The sequence below is a fragment of the Desulfofundulus sp. genome, assembly GCF_049701015.1.
Taxonomy (GTDB): domain Bacteria; phylum Bacillota; class Desulfotomaculia; order Desulfotomaculales; family Desulfovirgulaceae; genus Desulfofundulus.
Map to the genome: position 1 here is coordinate 1 of NZ_JBNATZ010000014.1, position 20745 is coordinate 20745.

19 protein-coding genes are annotated in these 20745 nt (G+C 51.5%); 4 read left to right on the top strand and 15 right to left on the bottom strand.

Annotation, left to right across the window (positions count from 1 at the left end):
* The 14 genes from ACPLUI_RS01915 to ACPLUI_RS01980 form a co-directional block, all read right to left on the bottom strand.
* A partial coding sequence (locus tag ACPLUI_RS01915; protein WP_424658599.1) for a Mur ligase domain-containing protein occupies positions 1 to 293 on the bottom strand: 293 nt, incomplete at its 3' end.
* 5 nt (positions 294 to 298) lie between these two features.
* Positions 299 to 1804: a UDP-N-acetylmuramoyl-L-alanyl-D-glutamate--2,6-diaminopimelate ligase gene (locus tag ACPLUI_RS01920; RefSeq protein WP_424658581.1), complete on the bottom strand. Its 1506-nt coding sequence runs from the start codon at positions 1802 to 1804 to the stop codon at positions 299 to 301.
* Between the two features lie 125 nt (positions 1805 to 1929).
* Positions 1930 to 4113 (bottom strand): stage V sporulation protein D, encoded by a 2184-nt coding sequence (locus ACPLUI_RS01925; RefSeq protein WP_424658582.1) that lies wholly within the window; start codon positions 4111 to 4113, stop codon positions 1930 to 1932.
* 47 nt (positions 4114 to 4160) lie between these two features.
* The gene (gene ftsL, locus ACPLUI_RS01930; protein ID WP_424658583.1) at positions 4161 to 4667 is read right to left on the bottom strand and encodes a cell division protein FtsL; all 507 of its coding nucleotides are present in this window, start codon (positions 4665 to 4667) and stop codon (positions 4161 to 4163) included.
* Positions 4668 to 4670: 3 nt separating this feature from the next.
* Positions 4671 to 5645: a 16S rRNA (cytosine(1402)-N(4))-methyltransferase RsmH gene (gene rsmH / locus ACPLUI_RS01935; RefSeq protein WP_424658584.1), complete on the bottom strand. Its 975-nt coding sequence runs from the start codon at positions 5643 to 5645 to the stop codon at positions 4671 to 4673.
* A 69-nt stretch (positions 5646 to 5714) separates the two neighbouring features.
* A complete protein-coding gene (gene mraZ, locus ACPLUI_RS01940; protein WP_424658585.1) occupies positions 5715 to 6152 on the bottom strand; it encodes a division/cell wall cluster transcriptional repressor MraZ in 438 nt (145 codons plus the stop codon).
* Positions 6153 to 6283: 131 nt separating this feature from the next.
* A complete protein-coding gene (locus tag ACPLUI_RS01945; RefSeq protein WP_424658586.1) occupies positions 6284 to 7090 on the bottom strand; it encodes a histidinol-phosphatase HisJ family protein in 807 nt (268 codons plus the stop codon).
* 2 nt (positions 7091 to 7092) lie between these two features.
* Positions 7093 to 8163: a hypothetical protein gene (locus ACPLUI_RS01950; protein ID WP_424658587.1), complete on the bottom strand. Its 1071-nt coding sequence runs from the start codon at positions 8161 to 8163 to the stop codon at positions 7093 to 7095.
* An 89-nt stretch (positions 8164 to 8252) separates the two neighbouring features.
* A complete protein-coding gene (locus tag ACPLUI_RS01955) occupies positions 8253 to 9170 on the bottom strand; it encodes a patatin-like phospholipase family protein (protein ID WP_424658588.1) in 918 nt (305 codons plus the stop codon).
* 74 nt (positions 9171 to 9244) lie between these two features.
* The gene (locus tag ACPLUI_RS01960) at positions 9245 to 9379 is read right to left on the bottom strand and encodes a hypothetical protein (RefSeq protein WP_424658589.1); all 135 of its coding nucleotides are present in this window, start codon (positions 9377 to 9379) and stop codon (positions 9245 to 9247) included.
* 85 nt (positions 9380 to 9464) lie between these two features.
* Positions 9465 to 12269 carry a 1,4-alpha-glucan branching protein domain-containing protein gene (locus ACPLUI_RS01965; RefSeq protein WP_424658590.1) on the bottom strand — a complete coding sequence of 935 codons (2805 nt, stop codon included), beginning with the start codon at positions 12267 to 12269 and terminating at the stop codon, positions 9465 to 9467.
* Positions 12270 to 12294: 25 nt separating this feature from the next.
* Positions 12295 to 12762 carry a DUF4912 domain-containing protein gene (locus tag ACPLUI_RS01970; RefSeq protein WP_424658591.1) on the bottom strand — a complete coding sequence of 156 codons (468 nt, stop codon included), beginning with the start codon at positions 12760 to 12762 and terminating at the stop codon, positions 12295 to 12297.
* Positions 12763 to 12992: 230 nt separating this feature from the next.
* Entirely contained in the window at positions 12993 to 13442 is a 450-nt protein-coding gene (locus ACPLUI_RS01975; RefSeq protein WP_424658592.1) for a Fur family transcriptional regulator, read from the bottom strand.
* Between the two features lie 95 nt (positions 13443 to 13537).
* Positions 13538 to 14758 (bottom strand): D-alanyl-D-alanine carboxypeptidase family protein, encoded by a 1221-nt coding sequence (locus ACPLUI_RS01980; RefSeq protein ID WP_424658593.1) that lies wholly within the window; start codon positions 14756 to 14758, stop codon positions 13538 to 13540.
* Between the two features lie 185 nt (positions 14759 to 14943).
* On the opposite strand from ACPLUI_RS01980, the gene ACPLUI_RS01985 reads away from it, so the two are divergent.
* The 4 genes from ACPLUI_RS01985 (at position 14944) to ACPLUI_RS02000 (ending at position 19386) form a co-directional block, all read left to right on the top strand.
* The gene (locus ACPLUI_RS01985) at positions 14944 to 15078 is read left to right on the top strand and encodes a hypothetical protein (RefSeq protein ID WP_424658594.1); all 135 of its coding nucleotides are present in this window, start codon (positions 14944 to 14946) and stop codon (positions 15076 to 15078) included.
* A 154-nt stretch (positions 15079 to 15232) separates the two neighbouring features.
* Complete coding sequence (locus ACPLUI_RS01990) at positions 15233 to 16408, top strand: MFS transporter (RefSeq protein WP_424658595.1); 1176 nt, start codon at positions 15233 to 15235, stop codon at positions 16406 to 16408.
* Positions 16409 to 16452: 44 nt separating this feature from the next.
* The gene (locus tag ACPLUI_RS01995) at positions 16453 to 17790 is read left to right on the top strand and encodes a polysaccharide deacetylase family protein (RefSeq protein WP_424658596.1); all 1338 of its coding nucleotides are present in this window, start codon (positions 16453 to 16455) and stop codon (positions 17788 to 17790) included.
* Between the two features lie 54 nt (positions 17791 to 17844).
* Positions 17845 to 19386 (top strand): class I adenylate-forming enzyme family protein, encoded by a 1542-nt coding sequence (locus tag ACPLUI_RS02000; protein WP_424658597.1) that lies wholly within the window; start codon positions 17845 to 17847, stop codon positions 19384 to 19386.
* Between the two features lie 14 nt (positions 19387 to 19400).
* On the opposite strand, the gene ACPLUI_RS02005 is transcribed toward ACPLUI_RS02000, so the two are convergent.
* Positions 19401 to 20552 (bottom strand): S1C family serine protease, encoded by a 1152-nt coding sequence (locus tag ACPLUI_RS02005; RefSeq protein ID WP_424658598.1) that lies wholly within the window; start codon positions 20550 to 20552, stop codon positions 19401 to 19403.
* Positions 20553 to 20745 lie beyond the last annotated feature (193 nt).

Here is a 20745-nt window from a genome sequence, read left to right on the forward strand (position 1 = left end):
TCCCTGTTATAACGGGCCAGCTGTTGTAATGCTTTGAGGGTGTCGTCGACCTGGATCACGGCTGCTCCGGAAGATAAGCCGGAAACCATACGCTCCACCACCACCCCGGCAGCACCGGCGGCCAGAGCCTGTGGTACAAACTCATGACCGTCATACCGTTGCCCCCGGAGGGCAAAAAACAATTCGCCTCCCGTGAGGCTGCGGCTGTCGATGGAAACAGTCCGAACCCGGACACCTGCATTCCCCTGACAGAGCCTGCCCTTTACGGCTCGCGCCACTTCCTCCAGGGTCATCGTTTTCACAGTGATTCCCCTCTATTCAAGATTTCGTCCAGCGCCTTACTGGCTTCAATACGATCGTCAAAAGGGTATCTTGTAGTACCGATAATTTGATAATTCTCGTGCCCTTTACCAGCTATAATGACCGTATCCCCCGGCGCAGCTACCCCCAGGGCAAAGCGGATCGCCTCCCGGCGGTCGGGTACCACCCGGTAGTCGCTACGCACCCGCCGGACCCCTTCTTCCACCTGGGCAATGATCCTCCCAGGATCCTCGGTGCGGGGGTTATCCGAGGTAATAACCGCCAAATCACTCAGGCGGGCGGCAATCTCTCCCATGAGGGGCCGCTTGGAGGTATCCCGGTCACCACCACAGCCAAAGACGGTAATCAACCTCCCCGGAGTTATAGCCCTGGCCGTGGTCAGGATGTTTTTCAGCCCGTCGGGAGTATGAGCGTAATCCACCACTACGGTAAAGTCCTGTCCCCGGTCGACCAGTTCAAAACGTCCCGGTACACCCTCCACCGATTCCAGTGCCTCAACCGCCAGTGAGAGGGGGATCCCTGCGGCTACTGCCGCCGTTACGGCTGCCAGAGCATTATAGACGTTGAAATAACCGGTTAACTTTAAGTTTACCGGCCTTTTACCCCAGGGGCTGATAACGGTAAAAGAAGCACCCCTGGGAGTAACTTTAACGTCCCGGGCCTTCACCTGTGCTTTTAACGAAAGCCCGTAGGTAAAAACCGGTACACTCGTGGCAGCAACTATTTTTTTCGCCCGGGAGTCATCGACGTTAATGATCGCCACGGCTGGCTTGTCGTCTTTTCCCAACTCCCGAAATAAAATCGTCTTCGCTGCCAGATAATCGTCCATGTCCCGGTGAAAATCCAGGTGATCCTGGGTGATATTTGTAAATACCCCGGCATCAAAAGAGCACCCAGCCACCCGTTTTAAAGCCAGGGCATGCGAACTTACCTCCATTACTGCTACCGTAACCTGCTCGGCTACCATTTCAGCCAGTAACTTCTGCAGGTCCAGCGACTCGGGAGTGGTATGGACTACGGGGAGAACCCGGTCACCAATCCGGTTGGCGATGGTACCGATAAGCCCCACTTTGTGTCCAGCAGCCCGGTAAATTGCTGCCACCAGGTGGGTAGTAGTAGTTTTGCCGTTTGTCCCGGTAACCCCGATCACTTTTAACTTGCGTGAAGGATAGTCATAAAAGCGCGCCGACAGTAAAGCAAGAGCCAGGCGGGAATCAGGTACCCGGGCATAGGCGATACCGGAAGGAAGGGGGATTTCCTTTTGCACCACCACGGCCACAGCACCTCTGGATATGGCCTGCTCCACATAACGGTGACCATCGGTGGTAAAACCTTCCACTGCTACAAAAAGAAAGCCCGGTTGAACCTGACGCGAGTCGTAGGCAATGCCCGATATCTCCACTTGTTGATTACCGCCTGCGGCCAGACAGGTCTGCCCCTCTATCAACTCGCTAAACAGCAAATGAAATCCACCTTCCTTCATTCTCGATTTCCCCACCAAGAGGGTTCCCGTGTTATACTACCACCCCGTTTGCTATATTGCAATAAGAACCGTTTAGTCCTTTTTATGGTATTATTGCCATTTTACATCAGCTATTATCTGCATACTCACGGTCTTTCCACAAATTCCCGGAAGGGGCGGGCGGTTGCAGGAGGCGCCTCTGAAGACCCGGATCCAGGCTTGAACTCCACCCTTATGGCAGTACCGCGGGGAACTTTTTCCCCGGGCCGGGGCACCTGGCTGGCAGCCTGCCCGATCCCCACTGCTTCAAGGCGGAGATCCATACCCGCCAGTAGAGCAGCCACTTCGGTAATAGTCAGCCCCGTAAGGTTTGGAACGGTCACCGGCCCCTCCCTTGATTTACCCCTGGAGGATTCCAGGTTTAATACCACTGAAGTGCCACTTAACACTTCAGCCCCTGCCTTTGGTGTTTGTTCCTGTACAATAGCTCCTTCTCCCCGGACTACGAAAGATAGTCCGGCTTCGCGCAGGATATTCTGAGCGGATTCCAGAGGATAATTGACCACATTTGGCACGCGGACTTTTACCCGGGGCTGTTCAAAGTATACGAAGGGATCCTTCGGTTTTTCAAGGCCGGGAGTTTCAGGTACCTGCAGGTAATGCAGCGTGTCACGAATAACTTCTTTAAACACGGGAGCAGCCACCTGGCTACCGTAATAGATGCCACCCTGCGGCTCAGCAACCATAACCAGAGCGGCAACCCGAGGATTGTCTGCCGGGGCGAATCCCGTAAAAGAAGCCACGTATTTCCCGCTTACGTAACCTCCCCCTTCACCCACCACCTGGGCAGTACCGGTTTTGCCCGCCACCCGGTAGCCCTCGATGAAGGCGTTCCTGCCGGTGCCCTTCATGACCACTGCCTGGAGGAGGTCCGCCACCTGACGGGCTTTTTCCTGGTCAAGCACCCGCCGCACCACCTCGGGTTGGAAGGTTTTTATCACCTTACCCGAGGGATCACGAATTTCTTTTACCAGATGCGGCCGCAATAAAAGACCACCGTTGGCTACAACGCAAGTTGCAGTAAGCAATTGTATTGGCGTCACGGCAATAGATTGACCGATGGCCATGGTAGCCAGGTTGAGGTTGGTTGCTTTATTCTCAGGGATGATAATACCGGTGGCTTCTCCAGGCAGGTCAATTCCAGTTACATTCCCAAAGCCGAACTTCTTGATGTAAGAGTAAAACTTTTCCTTGCCAAGCCGCAAGCCTACTTCCACAAATCCGGGGTTACAGGAATTCATCACTACCTGCTCAAAGGTCTGACTGCCGTGGCCACCGTCAGCCCAGCAGCGGATATAACGGTCGGCAACTTTTATGTAGCCGGGATCGAAGAACCGGTCATCGGGCTTGACCACTCCTTCACTGATGGCGGCAGCTGTTGTGATGATTTTAAAGGTGGAGCCCGGTTCGTAGTTATACCAGATAGCCGGATTCCTGTCCCAAACCCCTTGCGGAGCGGTCATCCAGTTTTTTGAATCAAAACTGGGGCGGTTACCCATGGCCAGGACTTCACCGGTCCGGGGATCCATGATTAAAATTACGGCCAGTTTGGGCTTATACTTTGCCACTACCCTGTCCAATTCCCGCTCCACGAACTGCTGGATGGTCTCGTCCAGTGTCAAAACCAGACTGTTTCCCTGTCGGGGAGCGATATACTTGTGCAAAGCTCCAGGAACTTCGCGCCCGGTAGCATCCTGCTCAATCACAATGCGTCCGGGGGTTCCCTGTAATTCCCGGTCAAAGGTCTTTTCTATACCCATGAGCCCCTGGTTATCTATACCGGTAAAACCCAGGACGTGGGGAGCCAGTGAATCAAATATGTAATGCCTGACGTTTTCTTCAACAAAAAAGAGCCCGGGTAATTTCAGCTGCTTAATTTTTTCTACTGTCCCCGGTTCCAATTTCCGGGCAACCCATTCGTAGCAGGATTTGCGGGTAAAAATCTGATAGAGGCGTTCCACTTTCATATCCAGGATGGGGGCAAGTTGTTCTGCCGTCCGGCGAGGATCCTTTACAAGATAGGGAATGGTATAAAGGGACTCGGTACTCACGCTGGTCACGAGTAAATGCCCGTTCCGGTCGTAGATATTGCCCCGCCTGGCTTCCACCGGGATATCCCTCATCCGTACTTCCAGAGCCTTCTGTTGCAACTCATCCGCCTGTATGAACTGAATCCAGACCAGGCGTCCTATCAAGGCTACGAAAGCTGCAGAGGTCAAAAGTAAAAGAGAGGTTAGCCTGCGACGAATAATGATACTGGTGGTGCGCATACCCTTCCCTCCGATAGCGCCCACCCGTGAAAAAAAATAGATCCCCTTTAGCCGGAATGTCCGGAGGAATGGTGAATGACCAGATCGGCCAGGGCCTGCAGGACCCAGTGATGCTCCCCGGGTAAACCGCCTTTTTCCGTGTTACCAGACCCAGGTTTATCCGCCTGTCTGGGTTCGCGGGAAACATCTCCGGGTTCGCCCGCGGCTTTTACCAGTACCACCTGGTTTTCGTCTGGCTCCACCATGCCCAGGCGGGTAGTGGCCAGAGCCTCAACCCTTTCCAGGGAAGATAGCCTGGACACCTCCTCGGTAAGACCCCGGGTCTCAATTTCAAGCTCGGCCAGCTCCTTTTGCATGCGGGCAATCTTATACCCCGTAATAAACAGGCGGGAGTAAAAGACCATAATGAGAACACCCAATGCAAAAACGAGCAGGACCAGCAGCATCAGCATCAGATGCTCCCGGGGCCGTGCTTGCGGCCGGGAATGACCCGCAGGGCTATGCTTTTCCCCGGGCGGGCTTTGGTAATATGGTTGTTCCTTTGCTACTACCAAAACTTATTCACCCCCCGTGGCATTTAGAACCGTCCCTAATTTTTCCGCCACCCGTAACCGGGCACTGCGGGAGCGGGGATTTGAATTTACCTCCTTTTCCGAAGGTACCACCCCGCCAGGAGTGAGCACCCGTAATACCGGCTGTTGCCCGCATGTGCATTGGGGAAAGTCGGGTGGACAGATACAAGGATTTGCCAGCCGGCGGAATAAATTTTTGACGATCCGGTCCTCCAGTGAATGAAACGTTATAACAAGAATACGGCCGCCTGGTAAAAGCAGTTCCACCGCATGATGCAGAGCTTCCGGTAGCACTTCAAGTTCACGGTTAACAGCAATCCTCAAGGCCTGAAAAGTCCGCCGGGCCGGGTGTGGCCCGCTACGCCTGCTCCTGGCCGGTACAGCTTCTTTAATTATTTCCACCAGCTGGGAGGTAGTTGTTATGGGCTGGTGCTGCCTCTTCCGCACAATGAAGGAAGCGATCCTCCTGGCCCAGCGTTCCTCGCCGTAGCGGGCAATGATTCCGGCCAGTTCCTCTTCTTCCAGGTTGTTGACCAGGTAAGCAGCTGTATGTTCCACAGTTGGGTCCATACGCATATCCAGTGGGCCCTCGTGGTGGTAACTAAAACCCCGCTCGGGAACATCCAGCTGGGGAGAACTAACACCAAGGTCAAAGAGTATGCCGTTAACGGCTGAAATACCCAGTTCGCTCAGAACCTGTGGCAGGTTGATAAAGTTTTTGCGTACCAGAATAACCCGCTCCCCATAAGGAGCCAGACGTCTGGCGGCCGCTTCAAGGGCATGTGGATCCTGATCCAGACCGATCAGCAGTCCACCGGGGCTGCTGTTTTCCAGAATAGCTTCAGCGTGCCCCCCACCACCAACAGTACAGTCCACGTAGATTCCACCGTCTTCAGGTTTCAGCCAGGCCAGCACTTCCTCCAGCAATACCGGCTGATGCGTAAAGTTTCTCTCCTCCATCTTCTGCTCTTGCCACCTATCATTGTAGGGGCGGGTGAAAAACCCGCCCCTACAGGCTTCCGCGAGATTTTATATCCCCAAATTCAAATCCACAATTTTTTCTGCGATCTCTTCTACCTGACCGGCCGCCCGGGAGTTATATTCTTCCCACCGGACGGCAGACCAGATTTCTACTCTGGCGGAAACCCCAATTATCACCACATCCTTTTCGATACCTGCGTACTCCCTCAAGTTTCCTGGAATAAGTATTCTACCCTGTTTATCTACCTCACATTCACAGGCACCGGCAAAGAAAAAACGCACAAAGGCCCGGGCGTCGGCCCTGGTCAAGGGCAAGGACCGCATTTTATTTTCCAGTTCCGCCCATTCTTGAGGGGGGTAGGCGAAAAGGCATCCGTCCAGACCCTTGGTCAAAACGAATTTTTCGCCCAGGCCTTCGCGGAAGCGGGCTGGTATAATCAAACGTCCCTTGGCATCAATGGTATGCCGGTACTCGCCTAAAAACATACGGATGCCCCACTATGATCCACTTTAGCTCCACTTGACTCCACATCTCACCACCCTAATTCTCCAGGCAAGATTAAAATCCTGCCAGCTCGCAAGAAAAAATAAAAAAATTAGCCAGTACCTGGCTAATCTTAGAGGATGTTGATCAGTTCCTTTTGTCTTTCTCTGAACACCACCACTGCGTTGTAACCAGCAGCCAGCAACCATTCCCGCACCCGGTCCCAACCGTAAGCCACCAGGTGGGGCTGGTGGGCATCTGAACCTACGGTAACCGGAACCTGATAACGGCGGCAGAGTTTGAGAAAATCTAAAGCGGGGTAGATCTCCCCGGCAGGCACGCGCAGGCCGGCTGTATTCACCTCCACGCAGACACCACCTTCAGCAAAGGCCCTGGCAGTTTCTTCGTAAACCTCCAGCAGATCCATGCGGGCCCGGTAACCAAACTTTTTGATTAAATCCGGATGGGCAATGACATCAAAGAGACCCGCGAGCGCAGCCTGCTGTACCAACGAAAAATACTGTCTGTATAATTCATCGATATCCCTTCGACCGTATTCCTCAACCTGATCCGGGTTGTCAAAACCCCATGTTCCAAGGTAGTGTACCGAACCCAGAACATAATCAAAAGGGTACCGGGAAAGAAGTGCTCGTAGCTGGTTTTCGAAACCCGGTATATAATCGGCCTCTATCCCCAGGCGGATGGTTAAATCTAAATAGTTTTCCTTAAGCTTCTGAACTGATTCAACATACCCGGGTAATTCTTCCTCACTCATGGCCAGTTCCGGATCCCGCCGGCCGGGAGGCAACCAGTACATGGGGATATGATCGGCAAAACCTACGTGTGTGAGGCCCCTGGAGCGGGCCACAACAACATAGTCGAGCACATCTCCAGTGGCATGACCGCACAGGCCGGTATGCAGGTGAAAGTCGGGCAACATGATTAAAACGCCCCCTCACGAACCTGCGCCGATACCTTCCTGGTGAGACGATAAATGTGCTCGGCCAGCTCCGGAGCCAGAAGACCGGTCCCACAGGCAGGGGTAATCATGGACTGGCGGTACAACTGTTCTGCCGGTATACCTCGCTGAACCAATCCGGAGAACAGTTCTTTCCACCTTAATAACAGGGACCTTTCTTCTTCATCAAAGGCTTTTTCAGAAGTTGGCACAATACCCCAGGCTATAACCCCTCCTCTTTGAATGAAGTCCTTTAATTCCGGGGCATAAACAAACAGGGAAGAACCGAAGTTATAGGCATCAAGATTGATAATGTCCAGATCACATTCACACAGGATGGACCAGTCGATGGCATTACAAGAATGCACCCCGGCCAGCCCACCCGCCTCGTGAATAAAGTGAAAAATAGTGTTTAAATCGTTTATAATCATTTCCCGGGTGACAGTTATATAATTAAACTGACCGTAAACGCTGACTGCAGGTTCGTCCACGAAAATTATCGGCTGCCGGTTAAGCCTTGCGAGAGCAGCGGCCTGCCAGTAGGCATGAGCAGCGAGAGTTTTTACCACCAGATCCCGCAGTTGTTCTTCATAATAAGCCACCCGGCCCCGGCTGTTCTTGAGCTGAAAAGCAATGGTAAGAGGTCCGGCCAGATGACCTTTGAGATAAAGGGCTTCACCGATATCCCTGGACATTTCCTCCATGAAAGCGTAAAAACCTGCTGCTGCCCCCGGGGGCAGGGCAAATGTCTCCAGGGCATTGGCATCTTTTTCTTCCACCGCCAGATAAGCGGTATAAAAATTGGTCAGCATTTCAGACCAACAGGGGTTCCGGTCATCAAAAACAACCCGGTCCCTTTCAGTCACCAGCAGTCCAAAATGAACCAGGGGTTGCAAGAACTGTTGCACAAAGCCCTCTGTGCTACCTCTCTGGGGCAACTGGGGCCAGTGGGGAATAACGGGCATATTTTCTCTGATCAGGGGCAGGGCCTGTTGTGGATCCTGGTAGGGCAGACTGCCAATCCCCGTAGCTAAACCGCCGGGTAAAAAGGTCATCGCAAATCCCTCCTTCGACAACGTAATTATACCCCGACCCTGCCCTGAAGCAAAGCAAAAAATAAACCTGCCCGGCAGGAAGAGCAGGGTTAAGGGCGGCTTCTTTTTTCCTGCAACATGCGCTTTAGCTCGGGAACCAACGCCCTGGCCGCTTTCTCTCCCTGGGCAATGCAGTAAGCATTTCGTGAGAAGTCCCAGGGAGTAACTCCGGTCAGAACTGGACGGATCACTAAATCGGCATAGTTTTCCAGTTTCACTCTTGTAACTTCATTGCCAATAATATCAAGTGATTGAGTAAGTATCTGAACCATATTGTGGATAGGCCTGCTGTGCTCACCTTCGTACCCCACATCAACTCCTACCACCACATCGGCACCCAGAAGATGCAGCACTTCCACCGGCACATTTTCCCTCAGTCCGCCATCTACCAGCAACCGGTCACCGATTTTCTTCGGCTCGAACAGACCCGGAACTGCACAACTGGCCCGAACAGCCTTAGCCACCGGTATCCCCCGAATGAAAAAAATATCTTCAGGCGGAGGACTGAAGGTAACATCTTCACTGACGAAAATAATGCGGTGTCCGGTTTGAATATCCACCGAAGTGATGGCCAGCAATTTCCCCAATTGCCGGAAGGTTTTCCGCTCCAGCAGATGATCCATCCACCTCTCCAATTTACAACCCGACATTAACCCCAGGGGAGAAGGAAAGGGGGAGGGCAGGTGGAGGAGATCAAAAAAGACCTTGATGGCCATGGTACCAAGGTTGAAAAACATGGGGCCCAAATCATAGATATCCTGGGGACTTACTTCCAGCGCCAGCTTCTCCATCTCCCGGATGCTCCAGCCACTGCAGTAAAGTGCAGCGACAATACTACCTGCGCTGGTTCCAGCCACCAGTTGAGGTTCAATCCCTTCGGAGGTGAGTACCTTCAAGACGCCGACATGGGCTATACCACGCAAAAAACCGCCCCCCAGAGCCAGACCCAGCCTAACCCCGCCTCCCATGACTGATCCCTCCCGGGAATTAATTAATCTTCATAAAAAACCGGTTCCGATAGCAGAACCGGTTGTTAGTCTAACTAAATCACCACCATTATAATGACTGCCATAAGAATAAGCACCAGCAGGCATACGGCACCGACAATCCACCACGGGCTAATTTTTTTAAATGGAAAAGGGTTCAGCCAATCCGTAAATAATCCATCAAGCTTCATCGACACTGACACCCCTCGTTTTTAAATTATCATATTATGGTAGGGTACAAATGGTTCCAGTTCGAAGAGCATTAATCTTGCTTAATCAGATCCGGGAGGAATTGTTCAGCATTATGGCTTCATAGTATGCCTGTTGTGTTTCTTCGGCAATATATTCCCAATTATAATTGGTAATAATTTTTCGCCAGGCATGCTGGCACATTTCAACAGCCAGCTCAGGATATGTAAGCAACCGGGTGATATAATGGGCCAGCAAATCCGGTCTACCGGGCGGAACCTTGTACCCATCAACCCCATGCTCTACAATTTCACCCAGGCCACCGGTATCAGCAACCACCACCGGTACCCGGGCGGCCATGGCTTCCAGAGCCACGATCCCAAAGGGTTCATAAAGACTGGGGAACACCGCCACCCGGGCTAACTCCAGAAGGCGGTTGCGCCCCGGGTCATCGACAAAACCTACAAATTCCACCCTCATTGAAAGCCCCAGCTCCTTAACACGGCCTTTCAAATATTCCTCATAGGGACCCCGGCCCGCTACCAGCAGCCGCGCTCCTTTAACCCGTTCCAGTATGGATACCAGGGCCTCCAGGAGCACCTGCACTCCTTTTTCGGGTACCAGCCGTCCCAAAAAAACGATATTCGGGTCCCGGTGGTACAGGTCCTTGCAATCCGGTTCTTTCGCCCTCCCCTCCAGCAGATTGGCCGGATCCACCCCGTTGGGAATCACCTTCACCTTTTGCATGTCCAGGTCAAAAAGCCGGCTCACCTCTTCAGCCATGTAATTGCTGCAACAGATAACCAGAGAAGCATCCCGGGTTAACCGGTACTCTTTTTCGTGGATCCGGCGCTGCAGGTCGGTACGAATGCCCCTGTTCCGCCCGTGCTCCGTGGCATGAATAGTGGCCACCAGAGGGAACCCGTACCTTTTAAGCAGGTATTCACCCGCTGACCCAACCATCCAATCATGGGCATGGACCAGGTGCGGCATCCCCCAGACACTTATGACTTCCCGGGCCAGCGTAATCATGCCTTCGTTCAACTGACCGACCCAGGTTAAAAAATCCCTTGCACCAAGCTGTTCAGGAAGAAGGCGGTGTACATGGACGCCCTGCTCAAGAGAGTATGCCTCCTCCCCTGCTACAGGACAGGTAATCACATGCACTTCGTTCCCAAGGCGAGCCAGGGCCCGGGAAAGATCGTAAACGTGCCGGGCCAGGCCACCTACAGTGACAGGTGGATATTCCCAGGACAACATTAAGATGCGCACAGGCAACCCGGAGTTCGTAGCAAGGCACCCGTCCCGCCGGTGACGGCTGTAAATACGATAATCCAGCTGGGAGAAAATGTTATCCCGTTCTTCTATTTCCTGCAGTACGCCCTCGTCAAGAGACCCATTTTCCAATTGTTCCACCAGAAGGTTGAACCTGCCGATATGCCCGGCCAGCCTTTTACGAGCATATTCCACGGCGGTTTCTGTCCTGATAATAAAGGCCCAGTCACTGCTCTGGGCTAAAAGCAATTCCCTGGCAGCCTGATTTAAGGCCCGCTTCTCCACCCCGGCAGGGTTCTGATGCAAATCGGCCAGGTCAGCCATAACGGCCTCTGCGCGGTGAAGGTGACGGTAAATCCAGTCATTGCTTGGATTCAGCCAGACACGGTTATAACCTCCTTCCCCCCAGCTGCTCATGGGCAGATCAACCACCTGCAATTCGGGATACATGGACAGGTACCGGCCCGGGGTAATCATCTGTATGGCATCCTGATCGAAGGAAATTTTGCGGCTGAGCATGTCTATCCACTGAGGCCCTTCATACCACCAGTGACCGAACAACTCCGCATCATAGGGAGCAACTACCAGCGGAGGCCGGTCCATCTCCGCCCCATGCCGTAACACCTGCTGTTGCCGGTGAAAGAGAAAGTGCCCGGCATGTTCCGCCACACGTGCGCAGGCCAGCTCTGGACGGTAGGGTTCTTTATGGGGGCCCGGACCGGTAATGCGGTAATATTTAAACCCGGTATCCACACGAATACTACCCGCCGGAAGGTAAGGACGCAAATAGTCCAGATCAAGGTCATAACCAATGTCACGGTAAAACTCCCGGTAGAAATAATCGCCCGGATACCCACTTTGCCTGTCCCAAACCTGTCGTGAGCTCTCCGGATCCCGGCCGAATACAGCCACTCCATTGGTACAGCTTACCGGTGCAAAGATACCGTAACGGGGTACAGGGTTTGCGTAAAGAAACCCGTGGGTTTCAATAAAAAAATAACGAATACCGAATTCCTTGAGTAATTCTTCAACACCAGGGGTATACCCACATTCAGGCAACCAGAATCCATCGGGAGGTCCACCGAAATGTTCAGCAAAGAAAGCCAGGCCCACACCAATTTGAGCCCTCATGGCCTCCCTGGTCTTCATGAGCGGTAAGTACCCATGAGTGGCACAGGTAGTAATCAGCTCCACTTTCCCCGACCGTTGCAGAATCTTAAAAGCACCAATCAGGTCACATTGATATTTTTCCGTATAAACCCTCCGCACCTCATTTAACTTTTCCAGGTACATCAGAGCGAGCGGGTGTAGCCCCGCATCCCCGGCCGTACGCCGGCACTCCGCTTCTCCCAACCGGATCATACCTTCCAGGTGTTTCAGATAGCGACTCTGGAGCAATGGATCGGCAAGCATGGCCAAAAGGGGCGGGGAGAGGGACAAGGTGAGTTCAAAGGAAACCCCGTCCCTGATCAATCCATCAAGTACTTCTACAAGAGGAATATAACACTCTGTCAAGGCCTCGAAGAACCAGCGTTCTTCCAGGCACTCGCATATCTCTGGATGCCTTACAAAAGGCAAATGGGCATGCAATACCAATGCCAGGTAACCTGCGGTCATTAAAACTCTCCTTTCAGTCGGTAAGTCAACTCTTGTTTTGTAAAAGCAAGGAACTGTATGTTTCCCAAAAGGCAGCATCATTTCCCCGATCTTGCAGGGCGTTCTCTTTTTTATCATCCCGAATAACTTTCTCTACCTTAAGAGAACGCACCATCCCTTCAACTTTTCTGACCCGGGGTGTAAGAACCCGATTGGAACGAAGCAGGGGATAGAATTCCCCATTCAGCCCATAATAACCGATTTCAGCCTGGTAGACATGTTCAGGAAGTAAATCGCGAAAATACCAGTCGTTAGTAAAGGGGGGAAGAGAAACTTCCCTCAAGATGGTACCCCCCGGGGTTGACCCGAGACTATAAAGCCGCAAAAATAAAGAACAGCCTTCACCCAACGACTCCCATTGTCCACGGGACAATTCCCAGTAACTGAAAATAACAGCGGGTTCCTGTATCATCAAGACCAGCCTGTTTTCGTTATATTGCCGCGGTAATTCCATGCCAAACCCCCTTAATATGTTTTTAGAAAGTTCGCTATCACCATCTTACTTCACCAGCTTGTACCATTACAACCATCGGATGTTATTTTTAATATAAATTTTACATTCGACTTTAGTGATAGTTTTCACATTTGGTGGAACCTGACTATTTCTGTAATACAGCCTGCAAGGAACGGCCTCACACAACGCGATTTTGTGAATATCTTCACTTGTTTCGTCAAAAAAACGGTTTAAACCCCTTCACCTGCACATTCCTTGCAGTACCCAAAAAACTTCAACTCATGGTCTGTGATTTTAAAATCATATGTTTCTGTAACCCGCTTTTCCAGGTCCTCCAGCAAATCTTCATTCACTTCTATAATTTTCCCGCAGCGGGTACAGATGAGGTGATGGTGATGGTGTCGTTCTCCCTCTTCACTACCAAATTCATAGCGTTTGCGACCATCTCCGAAATCAATGCTACGGATGATATCAAAATCCAGGAAGAGTTCTAAAGTTCGATATACTGTGGCGAGCCCCACGTCGGGAGCTTTTTGTTTGACCAGATTATAAATTTCCTCCGCACTGAGGTGTTTGTCTTTGTTTTCCAAAAGCACGCGCAGAATATGCTCCCGGCGCGGTGTCAGCCTGGAATCACCGGCGCGAAGCTTTTCCTCCACCTCGTTTATAACTTTTTGCATCCAGGTGCTCACCCCGCCAATTAAGCCCTTGGAGTAAGTATAATGAACATACAGAAAAAAGTCAAATGGCAATTGAAAAATGTGAAAAATGTGCGTTAGCGCAAGTATGGCGGGTAGCGCCGCTGCCAGCGACGGCGGCGAACCATCAGAGCCCTCAAGCGTAAAGAAACAAGAAATACGAACATACCGAGGATCCAGGTGGACCAGCGCCTGGTAACACCAGCGCCCACGGACCCGGCCGATACCAGCTCCACCCGCCCCAACTCTTCACCCCCGGGACGGGTAAGAATAAGCTCTCCCACCTTTTGTCCTGCTGTGATAGGTACCCGTAAATTACGGTACATAACGACTTCCCGTTCAAAGGACAATCTTCCGCCGACGGGAAAATCAAAATAAAAACTGTTTCCGGCAACTGCTTTAACTTCGCCGGCTCCGCCGGGCAGCGAAAAAGAAGCCACCACTTCTCCGCTCTTTACCAGCTCAGCCGTCTGGAAGGCTGAGAAACCATAATCAAGCAATGCCTGTACATCGCTGTAAACAGCGCTCCCCTGACTGTTCAGAACCACGGCAATTAATTCCCGTCCATCACGTTGAGCAGCAGCCACCAGACATTGCCCCGCCTCAACGGTATATCCAGTCTTAACCCCGATGGCCCCCTCGTAACGGGAAAGAAGGCGGTTGTGATTCCACAGGTGCTCCTGGGGAGGTCCTTTACTTCTGTCAGCATCCGGCCTGTGGATCTGTTTGAAACGGGTGGAAACAATGGCCCTGAAGGTGGGGTTTTGCATAGCATACCTGGTAATCAAGGCCATATCATAGGCAGTTGTATAATGCCGGGGATCAGGAAGACCGCTTGGATTCTGAAAATTACTCGCCCGGGCTCCAATTGAACGTGCCTTTTGATTCATTAAGGCTGCAAAAGCAGGAACGGAGCCAGCCACATGATCGGCAATGGCCACAGCCGCATCATTGGCTGAAGACAATAACAGTGCATAAAGGAGGTCCTCCATGGTAAGCCTTTCGCCTTCCTGCAAACCGATACTCGAACCCTCCACCAGGGTGGCCTCCCGGGGAACCGTAACCACATCGTCCAGACGAGAATGTTCCAGGGCGATAATGGCTGTAAGGATTTTGGTAGTACTGGCGGGATACATGGGCAAAGTAGCACTTTTCTGGTATAGAACCTGCCCGTTCCGTGCGTCCATCAGCAGGGCTGCTTTCGCGAGTGTCTGCGGTTGTGACGCCGCCAGGGCAACACCGGGATAAAAACACAAGAGCAAAACACAACAACAAATGGTTGTCCAGAAGCGTTGCATGATTGCCCCCCGAACAATGTTTACGTACAACTTCTAAATAAAACAGGAGTTGGTTAAAGGGAAAAAATAAGAGCTACCTTATTATATTGAAATTTTCAGGTGATTTCAAGATAAAGTTTAAACTAGTTCTATCAAAAGGGACATACTAAAGTTAGATATCAAAAAAGGAGGGAGTACGGGAAAAGATGGACATCAGAGGCATGGAAATCGCCGACCTCAATAGTATCCAGATCAGCCAGTTACAGGAAGCAGAAAAAAAACTAAACGAAGGTCGTCAGGGAGAGGAAATAATTCTTCTAGCCTTCAGCCGCAAATCGTGAGCAGTGCAAAGGAAAAGCGTTCAACATTTGGAGGGTGGGAGTTTATCCCACCCATGTTTTTGGCCCTGGATGTCTCCCTTGCACAACCCTTCCAAATCTGCCGTTTTTGCGGTATAATTTAAGAAAATCTCGAATTCAGGAGGCTACATGGCCCTTGTTGTCGTCAAACCTTTCCCGCGAGGAATGGATGCTCATAGCCATCCTCTTTGTTGCAGAATTTGCCAGGGGGGCCTTTTTTCTTTCTTTTCTTCCCATATATGCCGTTAAGCACCTGGGTTTGTCCATAACCGTTTCCGGTTTTGCGGTTTCGGCTCACTATTTCACGGAAACAGCATCAAAAACTGCTGCCGGCTGGTATTTCGACCGTACAGGCAGGCCAGTGCTGCTTATTGGTTTACTTGCCAGCCTGGCGTCTCTGATCTCGATGAAACTCTACCCTCTCCCGGTTGTTCTGGTGGTTGCATCAGCCGTTTTTGGCCTTGGGATATCTCCTGTCTGGTTGGGAGTAATGAGTGAGGTGGCTCCAGTTGAAATGCCCGGCCGGGCTAAACGCATCGGTCTTGTTTTTGCCGCCTGGCTGACCGGATCTGGCACCGGGCTGGTAGCTGTTAATTTTATCCTGTCCGCAGGATTTGAACCTGCGTTTTCGCTGATCATTATTTTGTGGCTTGTTGCCGTGGTTCTCACAGTGTTAATTCTATCTCCCTCACACCACCACATAAAGCAAACGAGGGAAGGTATTCTTCATTCCATTTCCCGCCTGTCAACCAATCCGGCAGTAGTTCGTATCCTGATCCCGGGTATGTTCCTGCAAACCTTTTGTGCAGGACTGCTGTTACCTGTACTGCCCCTTTTTGCACAAAACCAGTTGGGATTAAGTTATAATCAGTATGGTATGTTGCTGCTGGCAGGTGGAGGTGCTGCTGTACTCGGGCTCCTTCCCATGAGTATGGTTGTGGACCGCCTGACTCTGAACAGTCTTCTGGCCTGTGGTTTTGCCTTGAGCTCCCTATGCCTGGGGTTGTTTACAGCCAGTCACAGCCCTTACAGTGCCTTTCCCCTGGCTATTCTGCTGGGCCTTTCCTATTCCGTGATCCTGCCAGCCTGGAATACCCTGCTGGCGAGAGTTATCCCTCCGGAGCGGCAGGCAACGGGATGGGGTGTTTTTGCGACCGTCGAAGGCCTGGGAGCAGCCATCGGCCCGGCTGTGGGAAGCATGGTCGCCCATAATGCAGGACTAACGGCACCCATCATGCTGGCAACGGTGGTGTTGCTTAGCGTAGCTCTTTTTTATACCTTTTACCCCCTGGAAAAGTTTCTTGTTAAATAAGCTCCCAAATATTACGCTGGTATTCTTATACTGGAGAGAAGAGCATGACACAAGTCTTGTTCAAATTACTCACCTTTTCCCTGGGGCTGTACGCCCTTTTGCCCACTGCTCTGGCACGATTATGTCATATAGGAGTCATCTGGCAGGGACCGCGGGGTGGCAGGAAGGTGGCCATCACCTTTGACGACGGTCCTGATCCCGTCTACACCCCCCGGGTTTTAGATATTTTAAAGCAACACGGAGTACGGGGATGTTTTTTTGTACTCGGGTACAAGGCGAAAGCACACCCGGAGTTGATTACCAGAATGATTGCTGAAGGTCACGAAGTGGCCAGTCATGGTTTCCATCATCATCTCCCCTGGTTTCTGGGCCCCCGGGCCATGTTCAGGGAAGTAAGAAGAGCCAGCCAGGTAATCCAGGAAATCACCGGCCAGCCGCCACGACTCTACCGGCCACCCTGGGGTTTGTTCAACCTTTTGTCACTGCTCCACAGTTACCTTTTCGGCCAGAGGGTGGTGTTGTGGTCGTTTATGAGCTGGGATTGGGGACGCCGGTGCACTCCCGAATCCATAACCCGCCAGGTTCTCTCTCGCGTACGGGACGGGTCAATCCTGGTATTCCACGACAGCGATGATACCCCGGGAGCAGCTCCGGGAGCACCTGAAAAAATGCTGGCAGCCCTCCCTTTAATTATCGACGGTCTGCAACAACGGGGCCTATCAATAGTACCAATGGCCGAACTGTATTTACCTCAGGACAATTTCTGGAAACGTCTGGGGCAAAGAATGGACTCTCTTATTATTCGTTTATTGGGCATCAAGGAGCTTCATCTGGAGGGTAGACCTACCCTCTTTCGACTCCGGACACGTCGTTATTACGGCAGGCCTATAACCCTGTCCGACGGAACATTGCTACGAGCCGGTGATCCCATTGTCGAACTCCACCTGAACAATGAGATGCTTAAAGAAATCACCAGCACGGGGAAGAGCCCGGAACGGATTGCACTACTTACTTTAAAAGAAGTCAAGCGTTCCCTTCCCGCCCTTGCCCGGTGGGTCCATAGTACGCCGCAGGGAAAAAACATTCGAGCGGTAGTTGGATTGACGATACTTTACCGGGGAACAGAACGTCTGGGTTTTACCGTCAGCGATCCTCCTGCTACCATAACAGGCCTGGCCAGCTGGTACCAGGGCTGGCTCCTGAGTTTTTATCATGCCGAGGGACGATTGCGTTTCAACCGGCATAAGAAAAAACTGTCCGCAAAAATCGTGGCCATGGGGAGAGAAGAACTGCTCCGCCGTTACTTACAACAGGTACCCTCAAATGATCCTAAAAAAGATAGACAGCAGCAGGAATTTGTTTGCGCAAAAGAGAATTTTTAATACATTGCTTATCACAGATCATTATCCGCCCCGGGCTTACAAGGAGGTAAACATATGAACCTGGCCTTGAGGCTGGCTGAGATCGGCCAGTTTTCCCCTGATCACGAAGCCCTGGTTTTTCATAATCAACGCATAACATATGCCACCCTGAACCAATGGATCAATCGTTTAGCCGGCGGGTTGTTGGATTTGGGTCTCTTACCAGGTGAACGGGTACTGATAGCGATGGAAAACTGCCCTGAATTTGTGGTTTCTTTTTACGCAGTTTTGCAGGCAAGGGGTATTGCTGTTCCTGTTGATCCTCTTTTCACCATCCATGAGGTAGGTGTTATTGCCCGGGATGCTGCTCCAAGCCTTGTAATTTGCAATTCAGCAAATATCTCCTTATTCACCGAACTGGCAAGGGAGCTTCATATCCCCCGGGGCTTCATTGTCACACATGTTGAAAAAAGTGCCCCGAATATCCGTTCCTATGAGGAATTACTGGCGGTACAACCCGCCAGCAACATCTCCAATCCCGGGGCGAGAGAAGACGTGGCGGAAATACTTTATACTCCCGGCAATACCGGTAAACCCAAGGGAGTAATGTTAACCCACAGCAATCTCTACAGCAATGCTTCCACATTTGCCCGTTTCTGCGGACTCACTCCCAGGGACAAATCTTTGCTGGTAGCACCAGCTTACCACTCGGCGGCCCAGACTTGCGTTTTACATGCTTCTTTAGTTACGGGAGCCACGGTGGTCATCCAGGAAAAATGGCCCGGAGCGCGCACGCTCTTACAAACCATTCAAGATGAAAAGATTACCTTTTTCTATGGTCCTCCAACCATGTACGCACTGTTGCTGGAAGAACCGCTGGTCAAAAATTTCGACCTGAGTTCCTGGAAAGTTGCCTTTTGTGGTGGAGCTCACCTGCCCGTGCAGGTTTTTCATGCCTTTGAGAAGAAATTTGGCCTGCAGATCACGGAAGGCTACGGGCTTACTGAAACCTCCCCGGTAGTCTGTTGCAACCCGGTTACAGGGTTAAAAAAACCGGGCTCCGCAGGTCTCCCTATCCCGGGCGTGGAAGTAAATATAGTTGACTACGAGGATAGACCTTTATCCGTCGGTGAAGTAGGAGAAATCGTGGTCCGGGGGCCAAACGTAATGAAGGGCTACCTTAACCAGGAAGAAGAAACGCAAAAAGTGCTCCGCAACGGCTGGCTGCACACAGGAGACCTGGGCTACATGGATAAAGACGGGTATGTATTCATCGTTGGACGCAAAAAGAATGTTATTATTCGTGGAGGTTTGAATATCGATCCCCGGGAGGTTGAAGAAGTTCTTTACCTGCACCCTCAGGTTTTCGATGCCGTTGTAGTGGGTATCCCCGACCCGGTAATGGGAGAAGAAGTAATAGCTCTGGTCATGCCACGAAACCACGAGAAGTTGGACATTCCAGAATTACAGGCCTTTTGTGCACAGAGGTTGGCTCCTTATAAGGTACCCCGCAGGATACATTTAATTGAGAGCCTGCCAAAAACAACTTCCGGAAAGCTTTTAAAAGAAGAAGTAAAGAGGATGTTAAAGCATATGTACGAAAATACCCCTTCCTAGGAAGGGGTATTTTTTTAGCGCAATTGTGCAGGCTTTTCAGCAAGGACCAGAGGAACATAGCGGGTGCGGCCGTTACGATAAATTTGCAATACCACGCGCTGGCCCACTTTGCTTTTTTGTATTATCCGCACCACATCATCGGGGCTTCCAATTTTCTGGTTGTCCACCTTTAAAATTACGTCTCCCTGAACCAATCCCGCATTATCCGCAGGACTACCCGGAACCACACCTGCCACAAGTGCCCCCGCTGCCTCCGGCAATTCAAGGTAGGCAGCAATCTCTTCAGTTACAGGTTGCATCTGCACACCAAGCCAGGGACGGCCCTTTCCATTTCCCTGCAGAAGCTGGTTTAAAACCTCTTTGACCGTGCTGGCAGGAATGGCAAATCCAATGCCCTGGGCCTGAGCTACGGCGGTATTAATGCCAACCACTTCACCATTGAGATTCAAGAGGGGGCCACCGCTGTTGCCCGGGTTAATGGAGGCATCCGTCTGCAAAAGATTCTTGTAGCGCCGGTTTTCCACTGTAACAGGGCGACCCTTGGCACTGATTACCCCTACCGTAACAGTGTGATCCAACCCGAAGGGATTACCTATGGCAATAACCCAGTCCCCAACCCGAATTTTATCGGAATCTCCCAGCTTCAATGTGGGCAGGGGCTTGCTGGCATCAACTTTCAACACGGCAAGGTCCAGGTCGTAGTCAGCACCAACTACCCTGGCCGTCAGAGGCCGGTCGAAACCCTGAATGGTTACAGTTATCTTTTGTGCACCGTCGATCACATGCTCATTGGTAAGAATGTAGCCGTCCTGGGACATAATAAAGCCGGAACCGATTCCTCGTTCCTCCCGGGGCTGGGACTGAAAACCCAGGGGCCCACCAAAAAACTGGCGGAAGAATGGATCATCAAAGAAAGGGTCCATGCCACCACTACTCCGTATCACCACTGTATCAATCTTTACAACAGCAGGCCCAGCCCTGGAAACAATATCAGCTACCGTACCGGGCCCGACACCGGGCATGGCATTGGCCACGTTGTCTACCTGAGGCAGCCCGGCTTCCTGCGGTTTGATGTCTTTGACCAGTAAGCATCCACCGGCAAACATTACACCGGCTACGAAGGCGGCCAGCGCAACAAAGGCCAGCGTACGTTTCCAGTTATGCACGATTTTCACACTCCTTTTTCAATCATGAGACTATAATAATCTATTGTAATGTATTAAACAACATGGATTACAGCTAGATATTCAGCATTTTTTGACCAATTCCTTCAGGAAAATATCAATACTTGTCGCGAGTCGCGACTTCTTCCGCAAAAATAAACTCCGGCTATAACCGGAGTTTCAAGCGTGATCAGGA

Excerpts from the sequence above, each read along its gene's own strand:
- ACPLUI_RS01970 (WP_424658591.1), bottom strand. The coding sequence starts at position 12,762 with ATGGAATTACCGCGGCAATATAACGAAAACAGGCTGGTCTTGATGATA.
- rsmH (WP_424658584.1), bottom strand. The coding sequence starts at position 5,645 with ATGGAGGAGAGAAACTTTACGCATCAGCCGGTATTGCTGGAGGAAGTG.
- ACPLUI_RS01980 (WP_424658593.1), bottom strand. The coding sequence starts at position 14,758 with ATGCAACGCTTCTGGACAACCATTTGTTGTTGTGTTTTGCTCTTGTGT.
- ACPLUI_RS01960 (WP_424658589.1), bottom strand. The coding sequence starts at position 9,379 with ATGAAGCTTGATGGATTATTTACGGATTGGCTGAACCCTTTTCCATTT.
- ACPLUI_RS01950 (WP_424658587.1), bottom strand. The coding sequence starts at position 8,163 with ATGACCTTTTTACCCGGCGGTTTAGCTACGGGGATTGGCAGTCTGCCC.
- ACPLUI_RS01985 (WP_424658594.1), top strand. The coding sequence starts at position 14,944 with ATGGACATCAGAGGCATGGAAATCGCCGACCTCAATAGTATCCAGATC.
- ACPLUI_RS01925 (WP_424658582.1), bottom strand. The coding sequence starts at position 4,113 with ATGCGCACCACCAGTATCATTATTCGTCGCAGGCTAACCTCTCTTTTA.
- ACPLUI_RS01920 (WP_424658581.1), bottom strand. The coding sequence starts at position 1,804 with ATGAAGGAAGGTGGATTTCATTTGCTGTTTAGCGAGTTGATAGAGGGG.
- mraZ (WP_424658585.1), bottom strand. The coding sequence starts at position 6,152 with ATGTTTTTAGGCGAGTACCGGCATACCATTGATGCCAAGGGACGTTTG.
- ACPLUI_RS01945 (WP_424658586.1), bottom strand. The coding sequence starts at position 7,090 with ATGTTGCCCGACTTTCACCTGCATACCGGCCTGTGCGGTCATGCCACT.
- ACPLUI_RS01975 (WP_424658592.1), bottom strand. The coding sequence starts at position 13,442 with ATGCAAAAAGTTATAAACGAGGTGGAGGAAAAGCTTCGCGCCGGTGAT.
- ACPLUI_RS01995 (WP_424658596.1), top strand. The coding sequence starts at position 16,453 with ATGACACAAGTCTTGTTCAAATTACTCACCTTTTCCCTGGGGCTGTAC.
- ACPLUI_RS01965 (WP_424658590.1), bottom strand. The coding sequence starts at position 12,269 with ATGACCGCAGGTTACCTGGCATTGGTATTGCATGCCCATTTGCCTTTT.
- ACPLUI_RS01955 (WP_424658588.1), bottom strand. The coding sequence starts at position 9,170 with ATGGGAGGCGGGGTTAGGCTGGGTCTGGCTCTGGGGGGCGGTTTTTTG.
- ACPLUI_RS02000 (WP_424658597.1), top strand. The coding sequence starts at position 17,845 with ATGAACCTGGCCTTGAGGCTGGCTGAGATCGGCCAGTTTTCCCCTGAT.